Below are 16,234 nucleotides of genomic sequence, written 5' to 3' on the forward strand. Positions count from 1 at the left end.
GTGATCATGAGTCAAGAAACAATGCCACTGGTTGCAGACACGGTGACGAAGCATGATGAACCGGCATGGATGATAGACAAACGACGCGCAGCAATGGACCAGATGCCAACGCTGAAGATGCCACGGGTTCAGCGATTTGATTACAGGTATTGGCAAATGATGCCGTCTACGGAAATACATTGGCAGTCATCGTCAGCCAGTTTGGCTCAATCCGATTTAGATACAACTACCGCAAAAGCGGATGATCAACAAATTAGTATCGTTCAGGTTGGTCAAACAACCACACAAGTTAAGTTGCCAGCAGAGCTCGGTCAACAAGGTGTCCTAGTGATGGATTTATTCGACGCCATGCGTGAATATCCTGAGTTGGTCAAACCGCATTTAATGACTAATGTTATTAAAACGAATGAAACAAAGTTGACGAGTTACCATATGGCAATGTTAACAAGTGGCATCTTCGTGTATGTACCGCGCGGGGTTGCGGTGAACCAACCAATTGAAGCACATATCATTCAGGACAGCACGAAGACTGACCACCCGCTGATCTCGCACGTTTTAATTGTTGCTGAAGCGGGTAGTGAGTTTGCTTTCACCCAACATTTATCAACGGTTGGTGAGGCGGCAAACATAGCAAATTGTTTTGTTGAAATTGATGCTGCCGAAGACAGTCGGGTTCGTTTTTCTTCCCTAGATGCGTTTGGCCCTAAAACGGTGACTTACTTTGAACGTCGTGGATTGGCTGCCAATCATGCAAATATTGACTGGGCGGTGGGGCTGCTCAACGATGGCAACACCATTGGTAACATTGATACGAATTTATTAGGCGAAGGCGCAGAAACTGACTCGAAAATGATTGCCATAACAGATGGTACAGCGCGGATGGGCATCAATAATGGTGTCACCAACCGCGGCAAACATTCGGTTGGTAATATCCTGCAACGCGGGGTTCTTTTAGGACGATCACAGTTGGTTTTTAACGGTATCGGTGACATTATTCACGGTGCTTCAGGAGCTAAGGCTGAGCAAGAAAACCGGCTTTTGATGATGTCAAACGAAGCGCGCGGGAATGCTAATCCAATTCTGCTCATTGATGAAAATGATGTATTGGCGGGTCACGCTGCTAGTGTAGGTCAGGTTGATCAACAGCAACTGTATTACTTGATGAGTCGAGGAATCGACAGACAACAAGCACAGCGACTGGTCATTCGCGGCTTTCTCGGGGTTGTTCTGAGTGCAATTCCAGCCAAGACGGTTCGGCAGGAACTAATTACGACGATTGAAAGGAAGCTGACTGATGAAAACTGATATAAGTGATCTACGTGGCGACTTTCCAATTCTTGATCAGCTGGTTAATGATGAACCATTAACGTACTTAGACAATGCGGCAACGGCCCAGAAGCCTAATCAAGTTGTGGCCGCTTTGACGCACTTTTATCAAACAGACAATGCCAACGTACATCGTGGCGTTCATACGCTGGCAGAACGTGCAACAGCCGCATATGAAGATGCTCGTCATAAAGTGACTCACTTTATCAAAGCTGCTGAGCCTGCTGAAGTAATTTTCACGAAAGGTGCCACGGACAGTCTTAATTTGGTCGCTAGTACTTATGGCGAAGCCAACATTGAGGCTGGCGATGAAATCGTAATTAGCATTATGGAACATCACAGCAACCTCATTCCGTGGCAACAATTGGCTTTGCGCAAACATGCGACGTTAAAGTACATTGAGCTGACGCCAACTGGTGAATTGGACATGGGAGACGCTGAGACCAAGATTACGGATAAAACTAAAATTGTTGCAGTGGCTCACGCCAGTAATGTAATGGGAACGGTCAATCCCATTGCTGCGCTGACTAAAATGGCACATCAACATGGGGCCATTATGGTTTGTGACGGTGCCCAAGCAGTGCCACATATGCCTGTTGACGTTCAGGCGCTCAACGTTGATTTTTACGCTTTCTCTGGTCACAAAATGATGGCACCAACCGGAATCGGTGTTTTGTACGGCAAACGGGATTTGTTGGCCGCAATGCCACCGTATCAGTTTGGCGGTGAGATGATTAATTTTGTTCACAGGTACGAAAGCACCTGGAATGAATTGCCATGGAAGTTTGAAGCTGGCACTCAAAATATCGCTGGCGCCGTGGGATTAGGTGCTGCCATCGATTATTTGGAAAACTTGGGGATGAGCAATGTGCAGGCACATGAGCAGCAATTAGTTAATAGTTTGCTGCCACAGCTGACTGCTGATCATCAGATTGAGGTTTACGGTCCACATGATCCTGCGAGACATACTGGTGTTATTGCGTTCAATATTAAGGGACTACATCCACATGATGTTGCCACAGCACTGGACATGGAAGGCGTTGCCGTCCGCGCTGGTCATCATTGTGCCCAGCCACTGATGGAAACGCTCGGTTTAGTGGCAACGGTCCGCACCAGCCTGTATATCTACAATACCCAAGATGATGTGGATCGCTTAATTCACGCACTGAATGAAACAAAGGAGTTCTTTAGTCATGAGCTTATCAAAGCTGAATAGTTTATATCGGGAAGTCATTTTGGACCACGCCGACCATCCACATCACAAACATGCACTGACCGATGCGACGACAACGATGACTGTGAAAAACCCAACCTGTGGCGATGTTATTAATTTAGATATTGATTTAAATGAAGACGATGTCATTACTAATATTGGCTTTACTGGAGAGGGCTGCACGATTAGCCAATCCTCGGCTAGTATGATGAGCGATGCGGTTCTTGGCAAAACTAAGGATGAAGCGCTTAAAATGGCGAAGACGTTTTCTGATATGGTTATGGGCAAACAGCATGATCAAGCAGATTTAGACGAATTGGATGATGCAGCAATTTTATCAAGTATTGTCAGTTTTCCAGCTCGAATTAAGTGTGCAACGCTGTCTTGGTGGGCGTTACAGCGGGCACTATTGAGCAGTCAACAAGAAGAAAGTGACGGTGAGGCGTAATGTCAGAAACGACTGCAGTACCAGTTAAAGATGAAGACTACGAGTTCGGCTTTCATGATGATATTAAGCCGGCCTACTCCACCGGGCGCGGGTTAACTGAGGCAACAGTCCGCGAAATTTCGGCGGCTAAACACGAACCACAATGGATGCTCGATTACCGTTTGAAGGCGTACAAAATTTATCAATCATTGCCGATGCCAACATATGGGCCAGATTTGTCGGGATTGGATTTGGCCAACATGCACTACTACCAAAAAATGACGGATAAAAAGTATCGTGATTGGGATGACGTACCGGCAGATTTGAAGAAAACATTTGACCGACTTGGTGTGCCAGAAGCTGAACGAAATTACTTAGCCGGTTCGTCAGCACAGTATGAGTCTGAAGTGGTCTACCACAATATGCGTGATGACTTTGCCAAACTAGGTATTATCTTTACGGATACGGACACTGCTCTTCGGGAATATCCAGATTTATTCAAAAAGTGGTTTGGTAAACTGGTTTCGCCCTCGGACAATAAATTTGCGGCGTTGAATGCCGCAGTTTGGTCCGGTGGTTCTTTCATTTACGTGCCAAAGGGCGTGCAAACGAGTACGCCAATTCAATCCTATTTCCGGTTGAATTCGGAGAACTCCGGGCAGTTTGAGCGAACCTTAATTATCGTCGAAGAGGGCGCCAAGGTTGATTACGTTGAAGGTTGTACGGCGCCGAACTACTCTTCGGACAGTTTGCATGCGGCAGTGGTTGAGGTGAATGTCCAAAAGGACGCCTATTGTCGCTACACAACGATTCAGAACTGGTCGGACAACGTTTACAGTCTTGAGACGAAACGTGCAGCTGCCGCTGAAAATGCCACGATGGAATGGGTTGACGGCAACCTCGGTTCAAAAGTGACAATGAAATATCCGAGTGTGTACCTGAACGGTGAAGGTGCTCGGGGTACCATGTTGTCCATTGCGGTCGCCAGCAATCACATCTTGCAGGATTCTGGCGCCAGAATGATCCACAATGCGAAAAACACTTCTAGTTCAATCGTCTCAAAGTCTATTTCAAAGACAGGTGGCGCGACGAACTATCGAGGAACTGTGCGGTTTGGCAAACATTCAGACGGTTCTCTGGCGCATGTGGAATGTGACACCATCATCATGGACGATCAGTCAAAATCAGATACAATTCCGTACAACGAGATCAATAATGCCAACGTTTCAATGGAACATGAAGCAAAGGTTTCTAAAATCTCTGAAGAGCAATTGTACTATCTGATGAGCCGTGGTATTTCCGAAGAAAAAGCTACCGAAATGATTGTCATGGGGTTCGTTGAACCCTTTACTAAAGAGTTACCGATGGAATATGCCGTGGAATTAAACCGTTTGATCAGCTTCGAAATGGAAGGCTCGATTGGTTAAATTGCATTGAGTTCAATTATTGAAACGAAAAGATGAGGACAGCGAATGTTAAGAGAAGCAGCGGCATTATCAAAAACGGAAACAGCGGTTATGACGGCACTCGCTGACGTGATCGACCCTGAATTAGGAATCGACATGGTGAATTTAGGTCTCATTTACAACGTGACGGTCGTTGACGGTCATTGTGACATAGCCATGACGCTGACCACTATGGGTTGTCCACTGGGGAACATGTTAGATGATGCCATCACGGAAGCGGCGCTGTCAGTTGACGGTGTTACTGACTGTGATATTCATCTCGTGTGGGAGCCAGCATGGAACATGGGGATGATGACTCGTTATGCCAAAGTGGCATTGGGCATTCATGAATAAAATGGTGTAACGCCCATCCAAAATGAAGTTCCGTATTAAACGATGACAGAAAGGTACCAAAATGGAGACACAAGTGTTTGTTCAGCGGCGCAAAGCCCTTAAAATTTCACAAGTTAAGTTATGCCAGGGAATTTGCACACAGGCCACTTTAAGTAAGTTTGAAAGTAATCGCCGTGTGCCGGCCTTGTCGATCTTGAGCAAACTGTGTGTTCGTTTGGGTATGACGGTAGACGACTTATATCAAGGGGAGTCGACCGCCGTTGAGTTACAAACAAAGTTAGATGAAATTGAGCGCGAATTGATGGTTGAAAACTATCAGGGTGTACTCAAACGCCTCGCCAAAATTGATGACAAACAGATTGATGCGCTGAATAGTAAGATGCAGTTGTGTTATTTGCGCGGTATTGTAAACGCCTTGATTAATCGACAGCCAGATGACATTCTCTTTGATTTCGCACGGATTCTGAATGATTTGGATGAAAAGCATCAAACAATCTTCACGCAGTTGGCCTTTTTGGGATCGGGGATCATGTATGATCGCCATCAGCAGGAAAAGCAGGCATCATTTTACTTTGACAAGGTTTATCAATACATCCGTCTCAATCAACACACAGTGCTGGGGGATGAAAATCAATACTATCTTCGGGTGTTGACGCTCATTTTCTTTACGGCGGAATTTTATGCCGCTCAGCAAAACTATCGGCGTAGTAATTGGCTGATTGAGGCAGGTTTGAAAATTTGCTGTGATGAACGGGTGACATATTACTTGTCGCGTATTAAGTTTCTGGCCGCACAAAATGCAATTAACTTGCGGCATGATGCCACGGAAATTCAGCAATTGTTAGACGAGACCTTGGCCTTTGCCCGAATTAACCGCAATGAGGTTGTTCAGGTGAAGTTGGCCGCCTTAAAATGCCAATTTAAACAACAATGCAGTAATTAACAGAACAGGCAGCAAATAAAAACGGCGATGATAAGCTCTGGTTTGGAGTAGATCATCGCTGTTTTTGTTAGTCATGTATCTATTTAGAGAAACGATACATAAAGCGTGTCATCTGTGATTGCTAGAGTTTTTTAAACTGTGTGCAACTCAATGAAAAGTGTAGTTTAATTATCAGTAAGCGTTTACAAATAGTCTGTATATGTTAAGCTATTTTATATCAATGTGACCGTATAAAGATGGTCGTGCTCGGGGATTATAGTTCATTTCTTGTGAAGCAATGAACTATTCTAATCAAAAGGTTTAGATGTTATCGGAGTTCAGCCCTCTCCTCTTGAGCGATTTTAGTTAGTGTGCGAATCAGCATGGTAACAGTCGTTTAGTGTGTGTTTGAAGGGGGTTATTTTGTGTTTGATAAAGATCAATTGATTCATAATTACTTTGAACAAGCACCTGAGGCAATTTTGATCTTTCAAGACGACGAATTAGTTGCCAGTAATGCCTTGGCACAGACTTTGGAAAATAAGTTAAACTTTTCGCCTCAGTACTTGATTGAAATTGTTCAAGCAACGTTAAGTCGTCATCATGATCGCGACCGCTGTCAACGCTGCCGCGTGATGGATTCAATGACAGACTTTTCAATGCCAGTCTTGTCTCAGTGCACCGACAGCCAACTCACAAATTATGCGATGACTTACACGGTGCTTGATGCGGCGTCTAACACGTTTGCGTTGACACTTAAAAATTGTGGCGCCATTGATCGTGTGAACATGCTGGCTGACCGGCGCAAGCAGAATTGTGCGATCAATGACGCTCAGGAACAAGCGCGCAAAACGATTTCTGCAGATCTCCATGACAGCATTGCACAAGGTGTCTATGCTGCTATAATGGGCGTGCGTAAACTGAACGAACCTTGCTGCTGTGAATGTGCTAATGTGATGCGCAAACGGACAGGAATCATTGAAGCCCAATTACGTGATACATTGCGTGAAGTAAAGGACATGGCAATCAATGTTCGGCCATCGGTATTGGATGCCTTTGGGCTAGTTGAAGCGTTAAAAACATTGGCGGAACGCATTGAAACAGCGACCGGTGTTACGATTACCGTAGTCGGCAATGCAACTACCGATAACTTAACCGCAGCGGTTCAAAATACGTTATATCGAATTGCTCAAGAAGCCATTAATAATGTGTTGAAACACGCTGAGGCGACCGAAGTTCTCCTTTTATTTGTGGAGCATCAACATTATGTATCACTGCAAATTGTTGATAATGGTGTTGGTTTTGAAGTGGCCGACCACCAAGCATTCAACGGTCATTCATTAGGTTTACATGATATGGCAGATCGAATTAAAGCGTTAAACGGTGTTTTTGAAATTGACTCAAAACTTGACGTTGGCACCACAATTACCGTCAAGTTTCCGATTAAGGTGATGGAAGGAAGTCTTCCAGATGCTTAGTGTATTAGTAGCAGACGATCATGCGGTTGTTCGCTCTGGTCTGACTTATTTAATCAATAAACAGCCCGGGTTAAGGGTGGTTGACGAGGCCGCGACTGGAACTGAAGCATCTTTGCGCGTAGAAGAAGGTGGCATTGACATTTTGGTCATGGATCTCAGCATGCCGCCCGGTGAAAATGGCCTGGTGACAACGAAACGTTTGCATGACGCTTTTCCCAAGACTAAAATTCTGATTTTATCGATGCACGATGAACGAACTTATATTAATCAGGCCATCAAAAATGGTGCGATGGGATACGTGCTTAAAAGCTCACCCGACACAGAGGTTATTCACGGATTGACAGTTATTGCGAGTGGGAAAAAATATCTCGATAGTAATATCAAAATGACGGCATCAGATATCGATAAGATTAACCCGGATGCCACTGATGTAGAACTTGGCAGCTATCAAGCATTGTCAAAACGTGAACGAGAGGTTCTGCCGCTGATTGCTCTTGGCTATTCGAATAAGGAAATTGCTAATAAACTGTTCATTTCGACAAAAACTGTCGAGGCACACAAGGCAAATATTATGCGCAAACTGGATATCCATGTTCATGTCGACATAGTACGTTATGCGATTAAGCATCATTTGATTGAATTCTAAATGATGGGGTTGACTGATGGAAGTGCACTAGTAATTGAAAAGTTTAAAAATGTTACACGTGAAACCGAAATACCGTTTAGTCATCTAAAAAGGCTTGAAAAATTGACCTAGTTTGGTCGAGTTCTCAAGCCCTTTTTAATCATTGTTATGACTTGCAATTCGTTCTTCACGTCTGCGTTGACGGCGTTGCTCACGTTCTGCGTGCCGGTTTTCATGTAGTGTTACAGTGTTAGCCATTGCTTCTGGATATTGTCTTTTAGCGCGTTCCCAAACTAATCCGCGTTGAACCAATAATGTGATGCCAAGATACAACAAGATGGTTGCATTACTACCGTGCCAAGCTCTGCCGGCTAAAGAATGGATGAATAAACCAACTATCCATAAGACAATCGTCACCCAGCTGCCTTGTCTCATGACTGTGCCAGTTTTATCAATCCACAGGCGGTATGAAAGTGTTCGTAGATAACCAAAAAAGACAGCACTGATTAATGATCCTAAGACGAATAGTTCTGCACCTGCTGTAACAATCAAATGATTGTGTGTAATGGCATCAGCAACTGAAGCAGCGCCAAACAAAATCAGGAAAAGATACAACGTTAGGTTGAGCTGAATTCGATGAGGTGATAATTGACGTTTGAGTACGGCATATAGTACAAAAAGTGCCAAGACGATATTAGTGAAATCGATATTTTGCATGTTAGCTCCAATTAATTTTATTCAGGCGGGAGGATTATAGTGATTGCAGATTTCAATCATGTAATTTTGCGTTAAAGGCGCGGACTTCGTGACGGGCTGTAGTCATGGAAGTCAACCAAATGATGAAGTAAACGATGACGAAGATGAGGGAAAAAAACGAAAGCCAGAAGAAGTTTAAAGGGAACCAACCACAAAGAATAGCCAGCGGGGTGAAACCAACATAAGTAATTAGAAAGTGGACTATTGTTTGTTTAGTAATGCTCCATCGGTCTACTTCAAACGCCAAGCTAGAAATTGCAAATACACATCCGATCAAGGCCCAAAGTAATGCGGATACAGCGGTTGCTGAGGTAGATGAGGAAAAATGTGACATGAAGGTTGGCGCGGAAGGCGCGTAGTTTTTACTCTGATAAATAAATGCAAAGGTTAGGCTGATTAGGAAACCAGTTGTAATACCAATGGTTATTCCTCGAAGAAGATAGCTGAGTAATCTTTTCATGAGAGCAGCTCCTTTCTAATTTCACGCGTGTATCTTCGTGAAGTGTACGTTTGTTGACCGTCTCGTAAAATGATTTGGTACATCCCGGTTGGTGTTAGAGCAAATTCCTTGATCCAGGCTATGCGAATGATTTCACTACTTGAAGTACGAATAAATAAATTATGCGGTAGCGTACCAGCGAGCTCATAAATACGTTGGTGTAGTTCGTACTCACCATCAGGCGTCTGGCAAATAACACGTTTGCCACTTGTTTGAATGCGATTTATCTCTAAAACGGAGATCATTTTACGTTTGGTGTCGCGGTAGCCAGTTAGATTTAGCGAATTAGACAATTGTTGGATCTCATCACTTAATTGGACAAGCTGTGGCGTTTTCTCGGCGGCGTGAATGGTGATGAATGGTTCTAAAATTGTTGAAATGATTTCAAAATTTATTTTCACCGTAAGCACTCCCTTCTGTTGAATTAACCATACGCAGAAATTGCGTCACTGTCATGTCTTTACTGACAAACGGTCAGTTTGACAGGATAAATGGTCATTAATTTTATGTTAACCGTTTGGATTTTCAAGCAAAATCAAAGAAAGATTAGCAGCATGTCTGTTAGACTGGACAACAGGAAGGGTGAATAGAATGACTCCACAAAAATTGTTGCGGCACGTTAATCGCATCACCGATTCGGGAAAGAAAAAGCTACTTGTTGTGATTAATCCATTGCGCGTGTATGAATTTGGTTTAAGCACACAACCATATGTTGAGGACAACATCGAGTGGTTCACTGGGGATATGCGGCGCGTTGTTAAAGTTTTATCAGATCATGATATTCCGTCAGATTTTTTGGAACAGCGTGATGGTAAAATTGACGAACCGCACCAGGTGTACAGTTATCAACTGGATGAAATTAAGCGACGACAGATGAAGTAAACTAGGAACTGTAGTGCGCGAATGTTTTTAGAAAATCGATAAGTGTAAAACGCAGAATTCCGATTTATTTCAAAATCAGAATTCTGCGTTTTCTTTTTAGCGACTTGTTGTGAATGAAAAAAGTATAGTAGTTGCGAAAGTGAAATCATCACGACCGCAATAAGAGCCATAGATTCGATACAAATTTGATTACGGTTCCCAAAAAGCGGAGTAATTTCAATAGTCAAGAAGGGCCTAAGCTGGTACGCCTCAACTGAAGGAAGTGCGTTAAGATGCAAGTGGTATTTGACAAGGCGAGGCGGGTTGCAAGTCTTTTTTCAAGAAGTTCAGAGGCCAGCAACATCAGATACAAACTGAAATTTTAGATGCCATTGATGAACAGATCAATCTCGGTATGAGCAAAACTAAAATTGCCGCTCATGAGCGAATTAACGGGCATTCCATTCATGAGTTTCGTTTAAATCTGGGTACGATTGGTTCGGTTCAGGTGGCCTTTTATGTTAACAACTAATTAGCAACCGTGCTATTCATATCGACCGATTTACAAAAACGAACATTCACTGATGAATTGGAACGATTTTTGAAGGAGCGAGGATGATGCGTTTAATTCCAGTTAAACAGGCTGAAAACATCCTGGAACAGGTGTGCAAACCTGGCAAAAATGTCGCAATTGTGTTGTTAACGCGTAAAAAAGATCACTCATTAAAGATTGAACGGTCGAAACATCTACTGACTGTGACCGAACAGGGATATCGAAATGAAACGAAACGCGTCCCACTTGATAATCATGAAGACAAGGTGATATTACGACAGGCCTTTAAACGTGAATTTCCTAGAAGTCATGAGGTATACATAAATAGTCATTGGCACGATTAAAAAATCTTTTACACATTCTGATTGATTGTGTAAAAGATTTTTTAGAGACGCTCTTTAAAATTTGCGAGCCTTTAGCTAGGAGAATCGGAAGAAAGGGCGACATTTTAAAGTGAAAACATTTTATAAATGCTTTATCAAAAAGGTTTTGATATTTTAAAACTAAGACCAGTAGTGCTTTTTAAATGAGTTACTAACCGAAGCTATTGGTATATATACATCAGGGCACTTGAATAACTTCAATGCCTTTTTTTTTGAATTGATAAAGAATTTTGTCTGGAACGAATGTGTCGGTTATAAGAAGGTCAATGTCAGTTATGTTGGCAATCGTAAAATTTGAAAAAACACCGAATTTTGTGTGATCTGCAAGTAACATGAGTTTACGTGAATTTTTCACGATGTTTCGATTTACTGTCGCTTCTTCTATTGACGGTGTTGAAATTCCTTGATCGAGGCTGATGCCGGCACAACCGATAATCCCCCAATCAGATCTCATACTCAGAAAAGTGTGGTTGGCAATATCGCCACTCATAATGCCAAACTTTGATGCGTTTCCACCGGATAAAATTAGGGTTCCGTTAACATCATCAGTTAAATGTTTGACCGCACCTCCATTATTAGTAACAACAAAAGTCTTTTTTTGTAGAACTTGCGGCACGCTATACATGGCGGTTGTGCTTGAGTTAACAAAGACGATGTCGTTGTCGTGAATTAGCTTTGCGGCTTCCAAACCTAAATGGGATTTAATTTTTTCTCTTTCGTTAGGACCAACAACTTCTCGAGAAGTCAGACGAATGATTCCCATCTTTTGACTGACTTCACTCCTGGTGGATAAAACATTGCAATCACGCCGGACAGTCATTTCCGAAACACCGAGATTCTGGCTCAGTTCTGTTATTGACATCGTATTGTGCTTCTTAAGAAGCTGAAGAATTTCTTTACGGCGTTCTGTTATGTTTTTGTAAGAATTCCGCATGATTACAATCTCCCAATTATTTTATTAACTTTCATAATGTTATTTTAACAAATAAAAGTCTACTTTTAACTAATATCAGGCTGTAATTTTACATAAAGCACCTAAAAAAAGTTTAAAATCAACACATTTATTGAAAATTATCATATGGGACTATTGAATTAACATTTCAAAGAAGCAATAATGAAAGCGCAAACAAGATGATAACAACAATGTTTAGGAGGATTTAATTATGGCATCACCAGAAAATATTAAGGATGTTACACCAGAAATTTTTGCAAAAAATAACTTTCCGGAATGGGGACACTATCTTAATGAGGAAATCGCCAATTATGATGTACCGGCTGATAGCTTTCGTTTGTGGTGGACTGGCTGTATGGGATTTTGGCTAAAGAGTCATGAAGGAACAAATATTATTGTTGATGTATGGAATGGCACCGGTAAACATAGTCATGGCGATGGCAAAATGCGTAAGGGACACCAAATGATGCGTATGGCAGGTGTTGAGGCACAACAACCTAATTTGCGTAATCGCCCGTATGTTATTGATCCGTTTTCCTTTAAAGATATTGATGCCCTTTGTGTAACTCACACACACCATGATCATTTAGATATCTATACAGCGGCTTGTGTAAATAAAAACTGCCCCAAAGCCAAATTCATCGGACCACAAGGTGTTGTGGATGAATGGATTCAATGGGGAATTCCAAAGGAAAAAACAATCGTCGTTAAGCCTGGTGATGAAATTAGTGTTGGTGCAGTTAAAGTGAAAGCACTTGAGTCATTTGATCGAACAGAGCTTGTCACCGAAGATGATCCAAATGTTGTTCTTAAAGGCACAATGCCACGCAATATGTCAGAAGTTTCCGTTAATTATTTGTTTAAAACCTCTGGAGGAAATTTGTATGATGCTGGTGATTCGCATTTTTCCAACACCTTTGTGAAGCATGGTAATGAAAATAAAATCGATGTGGCATTATGTGCATACGGGGAAAACCCTCGTGGAATTACAGATAAGTTAGATGATTCGCAAGTTCTACGAATGTCAGAGGATTTACGAACCAATGTTGTTATTCCAATGCACTGGGATATCTGGAGCAATTTCTTCACAGATCCTAAGGACATTATTGCCTTATGGGAGCGTAAGAAGTATCGCCTACATTATGACTTTAAACCCTTTATTCTTCAAGTTGGCGGCGGATTTAGTTATCCACAAAATAAAGATGATTTCGAATACATGTATGATCGTGGTTTTCATGATGCATTCAAACACGATCCAGATCTACCATTCCCAGAACTGCTTTAGTCAATAATCTGATTCGATACTGTTGGTTGGGAAGGAAGGATTGACTGATGTTACGCTACTTTCTAGAAAATGATTTAGTTAATATTACGAATAAGCATCCAAACAATTGGGAGGATGCGATTCGTGTTAGCGGAGAAGTTTTAAAAAACAACGGACTTATTAATGACGTATATATCGAACAAGTTATTTCAGATGTTAAGCAGTATGGACCGTACATTGTGATTGTACCAGGTGTCGCTATGCCACATTCTTCTGCTCAGAACAAGGGTGTACTTGGTACTGGAATTGGTTTAACTATTATGCCAGATAAAATTTCTTTTGAAGAGGGTAATCCAGATAAAGAAGCTAAGCTTTTCTTCATGTTAGCGGCTAAAGATTCAGATACTCATGTGAAAAACATAGCAAGCTTGTCAGACATGTTGATGGAAGATGAGATGATTGACGACTTAATGACTGTTAAATCAATGGATGACTATAAAAATGTTATGAAGAAACATAATATGTAAGCACCTCAAATGAAAAAATGGGTGAGTAAACTATGAATGCTGTATTGAATGTTTTAATGGCCATTTGGGAGTATTTTGCGACCAATATTCTGGAACAGCCTGCGTTTATGATTGGGTTTATCGTACTGATTGGATATGTTCTAGAAAAGAAAAAATGGTATGAAGTGTTGTCAGGCTTCCTAAAGGCTACAATTGGCTACTTTATACTATCGGCAGGTTCAGCAGGGTTAGTCAATTCGTTCAGGCCGATTTTAGTAGGACTGAAAGCGCGTTTTCACTTGGCCGCTATGGTCACTGATCCCTATTTTGGGCAAAACGCTGTCACTGTCGGCATTATGAAACAGTTTGGTAGGTCTTTTGCCGACACCATGTTACTGCTGCTTTTAGCGTATATCATCAACATTTTGCTCGTTCGTTTCCAAAAGATTACTAAAATGAGAGCTGTCTTTACTACTGGGAATGTGCAAGTACAACAGGCTGCAACTGCCTTTTGGATCTTTCTGTTCTGTTTTCCCCACTTGGGTCGTTTGCCGATTCTGGCTATTATGAGTGTCGTTTTGGGGTTGTATTGGGCTGTCGGATCCAACTTAACTGTTGGAATCACACAGGAGTTGACTGACGGTGCTGGTTTTGGTATTGCGCATCAACAAATGTTTGGTATTTTTATTTTTGCTAAATGGGCTGAATGGATGGAAAAGCGTGCCAAGAGAAAAGGGAAAAAGGAAACTAAACGACTAGAAGACATTGAATTGCCAGGATGGTTGTCCATCTTCAATGACAACATGGTGTCAACTGCTGTACTAATGATCTTTTTCTTCGGGATAATTCTAATTATTCTTGGGACTCCTTATCTAACGAAGGCCGGATTTATGAAACCTGGTCAAAGTTTCATCTTTTATATTTTGCAAACGTCAATGATGTTTGCCGTCTACCTAGCAATATTGCAATTGGGTGTACGAACTTTCGTTAATGAATTGACTGAATCGTTTACAGGAATTTCTGATCGTTGGTTACCTGGTTCTGTTCCTGGTATCGATGTTGCGGCTACTTTAGGATTTGGTTCCCCTAATGCAGCAACTATTGGTTTTATGTTTGGAGCTTTGGGGCAATTCTTAATGATTATTCTTTTAATCGTCTTCCATTCACCGACAATTGTTATCGCTGGTTTTATCCCACTATTCTTTGATAATGCTGCAATTGGCGTCTTTGCCAATAATCGCGGCGGCTACAAGTACGCAATGATTGCACCGTTTATATGTGGGTTAATTCAAGTTTCAGGATCAGCGTTTATCGCAACTTGGATTGGTATGGCACAGTACGGAGGCTATATTGGAATGTTTGATTGGGCAACAGTATGGCCACTGGCGACCGTAATTATGAAGTATCTTGGGTACATTGGAATTGCTGTTGTTATTATTATTTTTCTTGCTATTCCACAGTTGGAGTACCGTAGCGATCCCAAAGGTTATTTCTTAATTGTTAAAGATTATGATGCATGGAAAAGAATGCATAACAAAGCATAGATTGCGTAATTTTTATTTAATGAATTTATAGGAGGAACTACTTATGAAAGTTTTGTCTGCGTGTGCGAATGGTTCTGGTACGAGCCTAATGTTGTTGAGAACGGCAACGAAAGCCTTAAAAGAGATGGGATATGAGGTTACACAGGCTGACCATACGTCCGTTTCGGAGGCTAAGGGAACAGCCAGAAACTACGATGTCGTGTTCACATCATTACCATTTATAAAGATGTTCAAAGAAGTTGAAGATCGTGGTGGCACTGTTATTGGCATTAAAAATGTAATGTCCAAACAGGAAGTTGAGGACGCAGTTAAAGACTCCACTTTGGCAGAGAAGTTTAGTAAATGATGATTGTTGCTAGCAAGGAGAAAAGAAAATGAATAAACCGATGTTGCAAGTAGCACTTGATACAGATACGACAGCTCAGGCATTAACTGTTGCACGGAAAGTAGCCGATGTTGTCGATGTTGTTGAAGCGGGAACCTTGTTGATTTATCAAGAAGGCATGAGTGCCGTAAGTGATCTTCGGGCCATTGCACCAGATAAAATTATTTTAGCTGATGCCAAAGTAGCTGATGCTGGTGGTCATGTCGGAAAAGTTGCAAAAAATGCAGGTGCAGATTGGATGACCTGTATTAATGCAGCAACTGTGCAGACGATGGCACAGGCGCAAAATGAAATTGAGGTTCAAGTGGAGTTATACGAAGGCTGGGATGATAAAAAGCGAGCACAGGCGTGGTTGGATAATGACATTGATCAGGTTGTTTATCATCAAAGTCGTGATGCTAAGGCTGCCGGTCAGGTGTGGGGAGAAAAAGATTTGGCTTCAGTAAAATCTCTGATTGATATGGGCTTTAAAGTCTCTGTGACTGGTGGTGTAGAACCGGAAGTCTTAAAGCTGTTTAAGGGAGTGCCGGTCTATACATTTATTGCTGGTCGTGCAATTCATGGAGCAGATGATCCACATGCAGCTGCACTGGAATTTAAAAAGGAAATTGATCGCATTTGGGCTTAACATAATGGCTAAATCTTAAATGCAGGATTACGCTAGGCAAATCAGTCTGTGTTTGTGTGCTAGATATTCCTAGGGTAGACACAAAAGACGTAATCTCATGTAAAAATATGGGA

The 16,234-nt window shown here is 41.9% G+C and carries 19 protein-coding genes; 15 read left to right on the forward strand and 4 right to left on the reverse strand.

Going from position 1 to position 16,234, the window contains the following annotated elements:
* The first annotated feature begins 6 nt into the window (after positions 1–6).
* The 8 genes from sufD (at position 7) to GB993_RS00930 (ending at position 7,811) form a co-directional block, all read left to right on the forward strand.
* Positions 7–1,305 (forward strand): Fe-S cluster assembly protein SufD, encoded by a 1,299-nt coding sequence (sufD, locus tag GB993_RS00895; RefSeq protein WP_161002703.1) that lies wholly within the window; start codon positions 7–9, stop codon positions 1,303–1,305.
* Complete coding sequence (locus GB993_RS00900; RefSeq protein WP_161002704.1) at positions 1,295–2,542, forward strand: cysteine desulfurase; 1,248 nt, start codon at positions 1,295–1,297, stop codon at positions 2,540–2,542. Before sufD ends, GB993_RS00900 begins: the two co-directional genes overlap by 11 nt.
* Positions 2,520–2,987 (forward strand): Fe-S cluster assembly sulfur transfer protein SufU, encoded by a 468-nt coding sequence (sufU, locus tag GB993_RS00905; protein ID WP_161002705.1) that lies wholly within the window; start codon positions 2,520–2,522, stop codon positions 2,985–2,987. The genes GB993_RS00900 and sufU overlap by 23 nt, the downstream gene beginning before the upstream one ends.
* Complete coding sequence (sufB, locus tag GB993_RS00910; RefSeq protein WP_161002706.1) at positions 2,987–4,393, forward strand: Fe-S cluster assembly protein SufB; 1,407 nt, start codon at positions 2,987–2,989, stop codon at positions 4,391–4,393. The genes sufU and sufB overlap by 1 nt, the downstream gene beginning before the upstream one ends.
* A gap of 45 nt (positions 4,394–4,438) precedes the next feature.
* On the forward strand, positions 4,439–4,765 hold the full coding sequence (locus tag GB993_RS00915; protein WP_161002053.1) for a metal-sulfur cluster assembly factor: 327 nt from the start codon (positions 4,439–4,441) through the stop codon (positions 4,763–4,765).
* A 61-nt stretch (positions 4,766–4,826) separates the two neighbouring features.
* Entirely contained in the window at positions 4,827–5,708 is an 882-nt protein-coding gene (locus tag GB993_RS00920; RefSeq protein WP_161002707.1) for a helix-turn-helix domain-containing protein, read from the forward strand.
* Between the two features lie 404 nt (positions 5,709–6,112).
* A complete protein-coding gene (locus tag GB993_RS00925; protein ID WP_161002708.1) occupies positions 6,113–7,165 on the forward strand; it encodes an ATP-binding protein in 1,053 nt (350 codons plus the stop codon).
* Positions 7,158–7,811, forward strand: a complete 654-nt coding sequence (locus GB993_RS00930) for a response regulator (RefSeq protein ID WP_161002709.1) — start codon at positions 7,158–7,160, stop codon at positions 7,809–7,811. The genes GB993_RS00925 and GB993_RS00930 overlap by 8 nt, the downstream gene beginning before the upstream one ends.
* Positions 7,812–7,946: 135 nt before the next feature.
* Here the strand turns inward: GB993_RS00930 and GB993_RS00935 are convergent, their stop codons facing one another.
* The 3 genes from GB993_RS00935 to GB993_RS13165 are packed head-to-tail and all read right to left on the reverse strand — an operon-like array spanning position 7,947 to position 9,446.
* Positions 7,947–8,507, reverse strand: coding sequence for a hypothetical protein (locus GB993_RS00935; RefSeq protein ID WP_161002710.1), 561 nt, complete (start codon positions 8,505–8,507; stop codon positions 7,947–7,949).
* Positions 8,508–8,559: 52 nt separating this feature from the next.
* Positions 8,560–9,006, reverse strand: a complete 447-nt coding sequence (locus tag GB993_RS00940) for a DUF3021 domain-containing protein (protein WP_161002711.1) — start codon at positions 9,004–9,006, stop codon at positions 8,560–8,562.
* Positions 9,003–9,446, reverse strand: coding sequence for a LytTR family transcriptional regulator DNA-binding domain-containing protein (locus GB993_RS13165; protein ID WP_161002712.1), 444 nt, complete (start codon positions 9,444–9,446; stop codon positions 9,003–9,005). Before GB993_RS13165 ends, GB993_RS00940 begins: the two co-directional genes overlap by 4 nt.
* Positions 9,447–9,636: 190 nt before the next feature.
* On the opposite strand from GB993_RS13165, the gene GB993_RS00950 reads away from it, so the two are divergent.
* Positions 9,637–9,927, forward strand: coding sequence for a hypothetical protein (locus GB993_RS00950; protein ID WP_161002713.1), 291 nt, complete (start codon positions 9,637–9,639; stop codon positions 9,925–9,927).
* Positions 9,928–10,521: 594 nt separating this feature from the next.
* On the forward strand, positions 10,522–10,803 hold the full coding sequence (locus GB993_RS00955; protein ID WP_238331557.1) for a hypothetical protein: 282 nt from the start codon (positions 10,522–10,524) through the stop codon (positions 10,801–10,803).
* A 217-nt stretch (positions 10,804–11,020) separates the two neighbouring features.
* Here the strand turns inward: GB993_RS00955 and GB993_RS00960 are convergent, their stop codons facing one another.
* Entirely contained in the window at positions 11,021–11,776 is a 756-nt protein-coding gene (locus GB993_RS00960; protein WP_161002714.1) for a DeoR/GlpR family DNA-binding transcription regulator, read from the reverse strand.
* 229 nt (positions 11,777–12,005) lie between these two features.
* Between GB993_RS00960 and ulaG the strand changes: the two genes are divergently transcribed.
* Genes ulaG through GB993_RS00985 form a run of 5 tightly spaced genes read left to right on the forward strand, consistent with a single transcriptional unit; the run spans position 12,006 to position 16,121 of the window.
* The gene (gene ulaG / locus GB993_RS00965; RefSeq protein WP_161002715.1) at positions 12,006–13,079 is read left to right on the forward strand and encodes an L-ascorbate 6-phosphate lactonase; all 1,074 of its coding nucleotides are present in this window, start codon (positions 12,006–12,008) and stop codon (positions 13,077–13,079) included.
* 47 nt (positions 13,080–13,126) lie between these two features.
* Positions 13,127–13,585, forward strand: a complete 459-nt coding sequence (locus tag GB993_RS00970; protein WP_161002716.1) for a PTS sugar transporter subunit IIA — start codon at positions 13,127–13,129, stop codon at positions 13,583–13,585.
* A 32-nt stretch (positions 13,586–13,617) separates the two neighbouring features.
* Complete coding sequence (gene ulaA, locus GB993_RS00975; RefSeq protein WP_161002717.1) at positions 13,618–15,108, forward strand: PTS ascorbate transporter subunit IIC; 1,491 nt, start codon at positions 13,618–13,620, stop codon at positions 15,106–15,108.
* Between the two features lie 43 nt (positions 15,109–15,151).
* Entirely contained in the window at positions 15,152–15,454 is a 303-nt protein-coding gene (locus GB993_RS00980; RefSeq protein WP_161002718.1) for a PTS sugar transporter subunit IIB, read from the forward strand.
* 28 nt (positions 15,455–15,482) lie between these two features.
* The gene (locus GB993_RS00985) at positions 15,483–16,121 is read left to right on the forward strand and encodes a 3-dehydro-L-gulonate-6-phosphate decarboxylase (protein ID WP_161002719.1); all 639 of its coding nucleotides are present in this window, start codon (positions 15,483–15,485) and stop codon (positions 16,119–16,121) included.
* Positions 16,122–16,234 lie beyond the last annotated feature (113 nt).

Source organism: Furfurilactobacillus milii (assembly GCF_009864005.1).
Classification (GTDB): Bacteria; Bacillota; Bacilli; order Lactobacillales; family Lactobacillaceae; genus Furfurilactobacillus; species Furfurilactobacillus rossiae_B.